This is a genomic window from Asticcacaulis sp. YBE204 (assembly GCF_000495855.1).
Lineage (GTDB): Bacteria > Pseudomonadota > Alphaproteobacteria > Caulobacterales > Caulobacteraceae > Asticcacaulis.
In genome coordinates, this window is record NZ_AWGF01000005.1 from 317,261 (window position 1) to 326,716 (window position 9,456).

Consider the following 9,456-nt stretch of genomic DNA (forward strand, 5'->3'; position numbering starts at 1 on the left):
GAACCTATTGGCGCGGCTCAGATTCTCCTCTCCAATCTGTCCCCTAAATGACCTGCCATGAGCCAAAGCTAGCCGCAGGGGGCATTGACTCCGAATAATCAAAAGAACAAAAAGGGAACTTATCGCCATAATTCCAGAAAGGATTGAGCATGTCATGTCCCTCGATAACCGCGCCCAGTTCCGAGCCTTACGCGCCCGCTTCGGGGCAGGGGACGTCGCTGACCGCTCCATCCTCCCGCTCGGGAACGATGAGGTCGACCGCAAGTTACCGGGCGGCGGACTGGTGCGCGGCGCCTTGCATGAGGTGGCCGGGGGCGCCCATGGCGCTGTGGACGGGGCGGCCGCAGCCGCGTTTGCGGCGGGCGTAGCGGCTCGGACGGGGGGCATGGTTTTGTGGTGTCATACGCAGCCTGATCTGTTCGCGCCGGCGCTCGCGCAATGCGGCCTGACGCCTGATCGGGTCGTCTTCTTTGAGTCGCAGGACGAGAAATCGATACTGGCCTGTTGCGAGGAAGCCTTGCGGCATGGGGGATTGAGCGCCGTCGTCGCCGAGATCGGGCACCTGAGCCTGAAAGCCTCACAGCGGCTGCAATTCGCCGCCGAGACCTCAGGGACCATGGGCATCGCGGTGCGCCGCTGGCGGCGCCAGACCGATGCCCGGGATTTTGGGACGCCGACCGCGGCTATGACACGCTGGCGAGTGAGCGAAATGGAAGCGGACCCTTTGCCGGTAAGGGGCGTGGGCCGAGCCAAATGGTTGTTGGAATTAATGCGGGTGCGCGGAGGCGAATGCGCGGACTTTGAAGTAGAGGCGTTCGATGCACAGGGTGATCTCGGTATACCTGCCCACCTGGCCGACGGATCGGTTGCGCCGGTTGCCGGATGGGGTCGCGCCGCCTCGTGATATGCCGCTCGTTCTCAAAGGCTCAGACGGACGCCGTCGGATCGTAACGGCTATCGATGACTTCGCGCATTCTCTGGGTATTCGTGTCGGTATGCCGGTGGCAAAGGCTCAGGCGCTAGTCAACGACCTGCACCTCGTAGATGCCGATCCCCACGCCGACCTCACAGAACTGGAAGCCCTGGCGCTGTGGGGGCTGCGCCGATACTCGCCGCTGGTCATGACCGATCCCCCCAATGGACTGGTGCTCGATGTGACAGGCGCTACCCATCTACACGGGGGTGAGCAGGACTTGCTCCGGGATATTATCGCCCAATTGGCTGAGCGGGGGATAACGGCCAAGGTTGCCTTGTCCGAGACCTGGGGCGCGTCCTACGCTTTGGTCCGATATCTACCCGCCCCGATCACCTGGATTGCACCCGGTAAGACCGACGACACCCTGCTACGGTTACCGGTCGAGGCGCTGCGGCTGTCGGCCGCGACGCTTGATGATCTGCGCGTCCTCGGCTTCGACACGATCGGGGAACTGGCCTCGCAGCCGCGCGCGCCCTTGACGCTGCGCTTTGGCCCGGATCTGTTCCGCCGCATCGACATGGCCTTTGGCCGGATGGCGCAGCCGATCACGCCCGCCGAACCGCCGGAGATGCTCATATCGAGCCGGGCCTTCTTTGAGCCTATCGGCGCGCCGGAGACGATTGCCAAATATACCCGCTATCTCGTTGACGATCTTTGCATGCGACTGGAAGAGGCCGGGGAAGGCGTCTTACAGCTCGATCTGCGCTGCACGCGCGTCGACAACAAGGTGGAGGCCGTACAGGTGCGTATGTCCAAGCCGGTTCGCGACCTCAAGCGGCTGAACAAACTCCTCTGCGATAAGATCGAAACCATCGATCCTGGCTTCGGGATCGAGCGTATGGTGCTGGCTGCCACGCACACCGGCGTTTTGTTGCCGCAACAAATCCATGCGACCTATGGCGAGGCAGCATCCGCCGACGTCGAGGACCTGTGGGACACGTTGCATAACCGCTTCGGCGAAACCAGCCGCCTTTACCGGACGGCGCCTTCGCCCAGTGACATTCCCGAGCGCGCCGTGCGCCGATTACCGCCATCCTCCACCGAGGCCGGGTCTCTGCGGAATGCCAGGTTCCGCCGGCCGTTCCGACTGCTGCGACCGCCGGAACCCATGCAGACCATGGCCTTGCTGCCGGACCATCCGCCCGTCTCCTTCCAATGGCGCGGTAGTCGTTATCGCGTGACGGCCGCCGACGGCCCGGAGCGCATCAGGGGCGAATGGTGGCAGACGGAGACGGAGGCCGGCAAGGTCCGGGATTATTACATTTTACAGGTCGATGGCGGGGAGCGCTTCTGGGCCTTCCGCACCGGCGACGGCCAGAATGAGAATACCGGGTCATTGCGCTGGTACATGCACGGGAAGTTTGCGTGATGTCGGCCGGCAGCGCGGTTCCCTATATCGAGCTGCAATGCGCTTCGCACTATTCCTTCCTGCGGGGCGTCTCGTCGTGTGACGAGCTGTTTGAGCAGGCCAAAGTCCTGGGCATGGACGCCCTGGCCATAACGGACCATAACAGCCTGTCGGGTGTCGTGCGAGCCTTGGTCGCGTCGCGGGCGACCGGGGTCCGGTTGATTGTGGGCTGTCGGCTGGACCTTGCTGATGGCTGTTCGCTCCTCGTCTATCCCACTGACCGGGCCTCCTATGGCCGGTTGAGCCGGATGCTGACCACGGGAAACAGTCGGGCCGGTAAGGGCAAATGCCTGATCGACTGGTGCGACGTCGAGGATGTCGCTGAAGGGTTGATCGCTATCTTCCTGCCGGACGAGCCGGACGACCAGTGCGGCCTGCACCTCAAGCGCTTCAAGTCCCTCTTTGCCGAACGTGCCTATGTCGCTCTGACGCTGCGCCGTCGACAGGGCGACTATACGCGGCTGCTGGCCTTGTCCAACCTCGCTGCCCGTTGCCGGGTGCCGACCGTCGTGACGAACGACGTCCTCTATCATGTTCACGACAAGGCGATGTTGCAGGATGTCATCACCTGTATCCGCCATCGCTGCACCATCGACGAACTGGGGGATCGGCGCGAACTCTATGCCGACCGCTATCTGAAGTCCGGCGAGGAAATGGCGCGGCTATTTCCGGATTATCGCGAGGCGCTGCGACGGTCGGTCGAGATCGCCGACAAGGCGCGCTTTAGCCTTGAGGAACTGACCTACCAGTATCCGGCGGAAATAACCAACGACGGACTGGCACCCATCGAGCGGCTGAAGCGTCTGTCGTGGGAAGGGGCCAAGTGGCGGTTCCCGGAAGGGGTGCCCGACGAGGTCATACGGCTCCTGAAGCACGAGCTGGGCTTGATCGAGCAACTCGACTACGCCCCGTATTTTCTGACGGTCAATTCCATCGTCCAGTACGCCCGCTCCATCGGCGTCCTCTGCCAAGGGCGGGGATCGGCAGCCAATTCTTGCGTCTGCTACGTGCTGGGCATCACCTCCATCGATCCGGCGCGCAACGACCTGCTGTTTGAAAGGTTCGTCTCGGCCGAACGCGGCGAGCCGCCCGACATCGACGTTGATTTTGAACACAACCGGCGCGAGGAGGTCATGCAGTGGGTCTTCAACACCTATGGCCGCCACCACGCGGCCCTCTGTTCCGTCGTCACCCGTTATCGAACGCGCGGGGCGCTGCGCGACACCGCCCGCGCCATGGGCCTGCCTGAAGACCTGATCAAGACTCTGTCGTCGCAGGTCTCACACTGGTCGCGCGACGGCTTCAAGGCAGAAGATGCCGTCGGTCTCGGCATCAATCTGAATGATCGGCGCATCCGTCTGGTCATCGAGTTGTCGCGTCAGTTGATGGGGACGCCGCGCCATCTAAGCCAGCATCCTGGCGGGTTCGTCCTGACCCACGACCGGTTGGACGAGATGTGTCCGATCGAACCGGCGGCGATGAAAGACCGTCAGGTCATCGTCTTCGATAAGGACGACATCGATGTTCTGAAATGGATGAAGGTTGACTGTCTGGCCTTGGGCATGATGTCGGCCATGCGGCGCGGTCTCGATTTGCTGCGGCAATATAAGGGGATAGACCTCAATCTGGCGACCATACCGTCAGAAGATCCGCGCACCTACGCCATGATCCGCCTTGCCGACACCATGGGGACGTTCCAGATCGAGTCCAGAGCGCAGATGTCGATGCTGCCAAGGATCAAGCCGCGCACCTTTTATGACCTCGTCATCGAAGTGGCCATTGTGCGGCCGGGGCCAATCCAGGGGGATATGGTTCACCCGTTCTTGCGCCGAAGAGAAGGAAAAGAGCCGATCAGCTACCCGTCGCCCGAATTGGAAGCGGTCTTGTCCAAGACCCTGGGGGTGCCGCTATTCCAGGAACAAGCGATGCGCGTCGTCATGGTGGCGGCCGGCTTCACGGCGGCAAGGGCCGACTTGGTCAGACGCGCGATGGCCACCTTTAAATTTACCGGCGGCGTCAACAAGTTCCGCGACGAGATCATCGGGGGGATGCTGAAAAACGGCTACACGCAGGAATATGCCGAGACTCTGTTCGGTCAGCTCGAAGGGTTCGGCAGCTACGGGTTCCCGGAAAGCCACGCCGCCAGCTTTGCCTTGATCGCCTATGCCAGTTCTTGGCTCAAATGCCACCACCCCGATGTGTTCCTGGCCGCACTGCTGGACAGCCAGCCGATGGGCTTCTATGCCCCGGCGCAACTGATCCGCAACGCACAGGAACACGGTGTCACCGTCCTGCCCGTATGCGCCAATCGCTCGCGCTGGGACTGTACGCTGGAGCCGTCCAGCCACCCTAACCGCTTCGCCGTCCGCCTGGGCTTTCGCATGATCAAGGGACTGCGGACCGACGACATGGTGACCCTGATTGCCGCGCGCGGCGAGACGCCGTTCAAATCCCTGCATGACCTATGGCGGCGGTCGGGGATTTCCATTGCGACGCTTCAGCGGCTGGCGCGCGCCGACGTGTTCAAACCGAGCTTTGGTTTGGAGCGCCGTGATGCGCTCTATGGCTTGAAGGGGATGCGCGACGAGCCGCTGCCCTTGTTTGCCGATCTCCTCGAGACGGAAGGCGGACATCAGGCGGAAGCTGTGGAGCCGGTGCTTCAGCTCAAGCCCATGACCGCCGGACATTCCGTGGTCGAAGACTATAACGCCCAGGGCTTCAGCCTGAACCGGCACCCAGTCTTTTTCCTGCGCGATGAACTGGCGGGCAGGGGCCTTATGTCGTGCAAGGAAGCGATTGCTCAGGCCGACGGCAAATACGTCAAGGTCGCCGGTCTGGTGCTGGTGCGCCAACGGCCGGGTTCAGCCAATGGCGTCACCTTCATGACCATCGAAGACGAGTCGACGGACATGAACATTATTGTCTGGGAAAAGACTGGCCAGCTTTATCGGCGCGTGCTTCTGGCCTCCAGCCTGATCGAGGTTTCGGGGCAAATCCAGAAGGAAGGGCAGGTGGTCCACCTGATCGCCCGCTCTCTCAATGATCTGTCGCCGTTGCTATCGACCATCAGTCAGCGCGATGTGGCCATGGCTCTGCCGCATCAGCCCGGCGACGAGTTCCGCAATGGTGGCGCGTTTATGGATTCCCGCTTGGCCAAGTCACCGGCGGGACATGCCTTGGTAAAGGCGCGGGATTTTCGGTGACGATCCGGATTTGCTCGACTACACTCATGCGCAAATGCCTACAACGCCAAGTTATCTTTCCATCAGACCGATTTCCAAGTTTATGCTCGTATCGCCAGCAAATCTATCCGCAATCGAAGATTTTTTGGAAGATTTGTCCACGGTCGACCGGGTCGCGCGAAACTCACTGGTTTAGCTACATCGCGGTAAGACACAGGAATCGGATGGTGTTGCTTGCGGGCAAACTGGTCATAAATGGCAGCCGCCTGCTGACCTCCCGAAGGTCGACACCCCGATGGTTCAGGCGGGGCGGTTGATTTAGCCGCGACCGGGACGTCACCCCGTGAGCTTTTCAACTCTCTGATTGGGGGAGCGCTTCAAGTGGGAGGTATAGAATAGAATTCCCACCACAGGAATCAGGTCCGCGTATGATCTTTCACCTTCGTGATGTTCATTACGCTCAAGGGAAGGCAGGTTGAGAATGCCCTTCAAATCTCATGGTCGCAAAATATGACGTTGTCGATTCCGTGGCCGTCGATAACGGCTTACACGCTTGTGCCGGCTTCCATGGAAACCTGAGCGAACTCTTGTCGGCGTATGAATTCAAGGCCGACTTTGGAGCTACGCGCGTTTGGCTTGGCTCGATCCCTAACGCATTTTGCCTCACTTCAGGCGGTCAGAGAGTATTAACGGTGTGGTTTTTCATTGTTTCTTGCAATTTCACCGTGCGTTGAAAAGCACAACAGCAATGAAAAAAAATTGACATTTTCATTAAAAGGCATATTTTCACCGTATGATGAAAATAGCATTTCCAATGAAAGAACGCGATGTAGAGCACAAAGGGTATCAAGCCTTTGTTGATACTCTGACCCGTGTGCCGGACTTGAAGGTCAATGCCGTTCCACAATCCGCAGAGCTGTCTGTGGGGGTAGGGGCGGCCGATTTTATCGCGGACGTCTGGTACAAAGACAAGCTTTCCCAATTCATCATCGAAGTGAAATCCAACGGTCAGCCTCGAAACGCGGCTGCGGCCATTGCACAGCTAAAGACCTTCATTTCAGGGATCGATCAACCGGCGCACCCGGTTTTCATTGCGCCCTATATTTCCAAAGAGACACGGGCCATGTGCGAAGAGGCGGGGGTCAACTATCTTGACCTCGCCGGAAACGCTCGCATTGCTTTTGATGGTATCTACATCGAGCGCGAGGCCGTCGGTAATCCTTTCAAGGAAAAGCGAGAGTTTCGCGCCATCTTCAGTCCGAAATCGGCCCAAGTGCTGAAAATACTACTGCGCACCCCTGAACGTCCCTGGCGTATGGCGGATCTTGCGGACGCCGCAAACGTGAGTATAGGTCAGGTGAGCAACGTAAAATCAGCGCTCATTGAACAGGATTGGGCGACGGTCGCCCAAGGTGGTTTTGCCCTCCGTGATCCCGGCGGACTTCTTGAGGCATGGCGCGACGTCTATGATGGGGTAAGTGGCTCAGTGCTTCACTACTACACGACTTTGCACGGGGCACGCCTCGACGAAGCCGTTCGCAGCCTGATGGAACTTCTGGACGAGCCCCATGCAATGTTGGCGTCTTTCACCGCCGCCAATTGGTACGCGCCCTACGCCCGTGTTGGAAGTGAGATATTTTACGCCGACCAAGAGGGGCTCGAACTTCTAACCCAAGCGCTCCAACTGTCGCCAGCCGCCAAAGGCGGCAATGTCACCATCACCTGCCTGTACGACAAGATGCCCCTGATGGATGCTCAATCGATAGGGGTTGACCGCTGGTGTACGAGCCCGGTTCAAACCTATCTCGACCTGTGGATATCAGGCGAGCGCGGTCGTGAAGCGGCTGAATTTCTACGCAGGGAAGCCTTCTCATGGTAGCGGAAGGCCCAAAAGAACCACAGTCAGCGGCAGAATATGACGACCGCACCAGCGCCGCCGTAAAATCTGTCCTCGTGGAAATCGGTCAGATCCTCGGCAGCTTTAAAGGAAAGTTCGCCATCATAGGCGGTGCGGTCCCTTGGTTGCTGCTGGATCAAACCGCCGGGATCCGCATGTCGGCACGATCGACGTTGATATGGCGCTCGATGCGGAGGCTCTGGGAGACGGAGAGTACGCAACCCTCGTCGGCGCGTTGCAGGCAAATGGATATGAACAACGCGGGGATCTGCGCCGGTTCCAGCTCATGCGCACTATCGATCCGCGCGACGGCGGACCGCCGATCAACGTCGTGGTCGATTTTCTGATGCCTCGCGACGCTCAGATCGTCAAAAACAAGCCGCCACTTGTCGATGATTTTGCCGTTCAGCGCGCCGATGGTGCCGATCTGGCCTTGCTGTTTCCAGAATATGTCGCCATCTCCGGCAACATGCCTCAGGGCGGTACCAATCGGGTCGAAATCGCGATCGCGTCTATCCCAGCCCTTCTGGCCATGAAAGGCCATGCCATCAATGGCCGCCACAAACAGAAGGATGCCTATGACGTCTATTACTGTGTTCGGAACTACCCCGATGGGCTTGAAGCTCTGGCGGAGGCTTGCCAACCCGTTCTCGCCCACAAGAGCGGCGCCGCCGGCTACGTCTATATCGCGGGCAAGTTCAGGGAGCTGGAGGACTACGGCCCCACCTCGGTCAGATTGTTTGTCGAAGATACCGCTGTGCTTGACGGCCGAACGTCCGACCAATGGCAGCAGGACGCCTATGGACAGGTGACGGCCTGGCTTAAGCTTATGGGACTGGCTTAGAGCATTTCTCTCTCCGCATGAATCGAAATGGGATTCCCAAATCAGCTATGATCTGATTCAAACTGTCTGTCGGGATGGAGGCCGACGGACATGGCAAATGCATTATCGGTCGATCTTCGCGAACGGGTTCTTGCCGCATAGCTTGCGGTGCCACTCACAGAGAGGCCGGGGCTCGGTTCGGGGTCAGCGCGGCCAGCGTCAGCCGGTGGCGCCATCAGCAGCAGCAGCGGGGCCATGTACGCCCGAGCGCTCAAGGTGGTGATCGCTGGTCGCAAAAGACGGAGGCCCATAGCGGGGCCATACTGGGATGGCTTGTGGACAACCGGGATGGTACGCTCCATGAGTTGCGTGACGCATTGGCTTTAAAGGGCACAGTTATCAGCATATCTGCCTTGCATCGTTTCCTGGTCCGCCACGACCAGACGCGCAAAAAAAGACTGGCCATGCCATAGAGCAGATGCGTCCGGATGTTCTGTGCCGACGTCAGGACTGGTTTGATACTCAACTCGACCTCGACCCTGAACGGCTTGTCTTTATTGATGAAACCTGGACCGCGACGAATATGGCTCGCACACATGGCCGATGCAGAAAGGGCGAACGCGCATGGGCTTTCCTCACGGACATCGCAAAACGACAACACTGATTGCGGGGCTGCGCCTTACAGGTATGACCGCCCCCATGGTTCTTGATGGTCCCATCAATGGTGGCTGGTTCGAAGCCTATGTCGGTCAGGTACTTGTGCCCACGCTTACACCGGGAGACGTCGTCATCATGGACAACCTCTCCAGCCACAAGCGAGCGTCTGCTAAAGACTCGATCGAAAATGCAGGAGCCAAACTCGTGTTCTTGCCGCCGTACAGCCCCGACTTCAACCCAATCGAGAAGGCCTTCTCAAAGCTCAAGGCCTTGCTCCGAAAAGCAGCCGAAAGAACCATCGACGGACTTTGGAACGCCATCGGAAGGCTTATGGACCTCATCTCCCCAAAAGAGGCGAGGAACTACTTCATATCCTGCGGATATGATCCAATATGAGCGGAAAACGCTCTAATTGATGAGGCCTTGCTACGTATAAAGTAGTAGATACACAGGGCCAAAGGCAACATATGTGAAAATCAAATTTCTCATAACATATATTATGCGTGATAATAA

Annotated in this window: 5 protein-coding genes and 1 pseudogene; all 6 read left to right on the forward strand. The window is 59.1% G+C overall.

Translation table 11 applies throughout. The annotated features are described in order from the left end of the window. Positions 1–154 precede the first annotated feature (154 nt). The 6 genes and pseudogenes from AEYBE204_RS30885 (at position 155) to AEYBE204_RS41105 (ending at position 9,339) form a co-directional block, all read left to right on the forward strand. Entirely contained in the window at positions 155–904 is a 750-nt protein-coding gene (locus tag AEYBE204_RS30885) for an ImuA family protein (RefSeq protein ID WP_023462410.1), read from the forward strand. 1 nt (position 905) lies between these two features. Next, entirely contained in the window at positions 906–2,345 is a 1,440-nt protein-coding gene (locus tag AEYBE204_RS30890; protein ID WP_023462411.1) for a DNA polymerase Y family protein, read from the forward strand. Then, complete coding sequence (locus tag AEYBE204_RS30895) at positions 2,345–5,587, forward strand: error-prone DNA polymerase (RefSeq protein ID WP_023462412.1); 3,243 nt, start codon at positions 2,345–2,347, stop codon at positions 5,585–5,587. Before AEYBE204_RS30890 ends, AEYBE204_RS30895 begins: the two co-directional genes overlap by 1 nt. Positions 5,588–6,380: 793 nt before the next feature. After that, the gene (locus AEYBE204_RS30900; protein ID WP_235068166.1) at positions 6,381–7,445 is read left to right on the forward strand and encodes a hypothetical protein; all 1,065 of its coding nucleotides are present in this window, start codon (positions 6,381–6,383) and stop codon (positions 7,443–7,445) included. 304 nt (positions 7,446–7,749) lie between these two features. After that, positions 7,750–8,307 carry a nucleotidyl transferase AbiEii/AbiGii toxin family protein gene (locus AEYBE204_RS40875; RefSeq protein WP_235068169.1) on the forward strand — a complete coding sequence of 186 codons (558 nt, stop codon included), beginning with the start codon at positions 7,750–7,752 and terminating at the stop codon, positions 8,305–8,307. 90 nt (positions 8,308–8,397) lie between these two features. Continuing rightward, positions 8,398–9,339: pseudogene (locus AEYBE204_RS41105) on the forward strand (IS630 family transposase). The last annotated feature ends 117 nt before the right edge of the window (positions 9,340–9,456 follow it).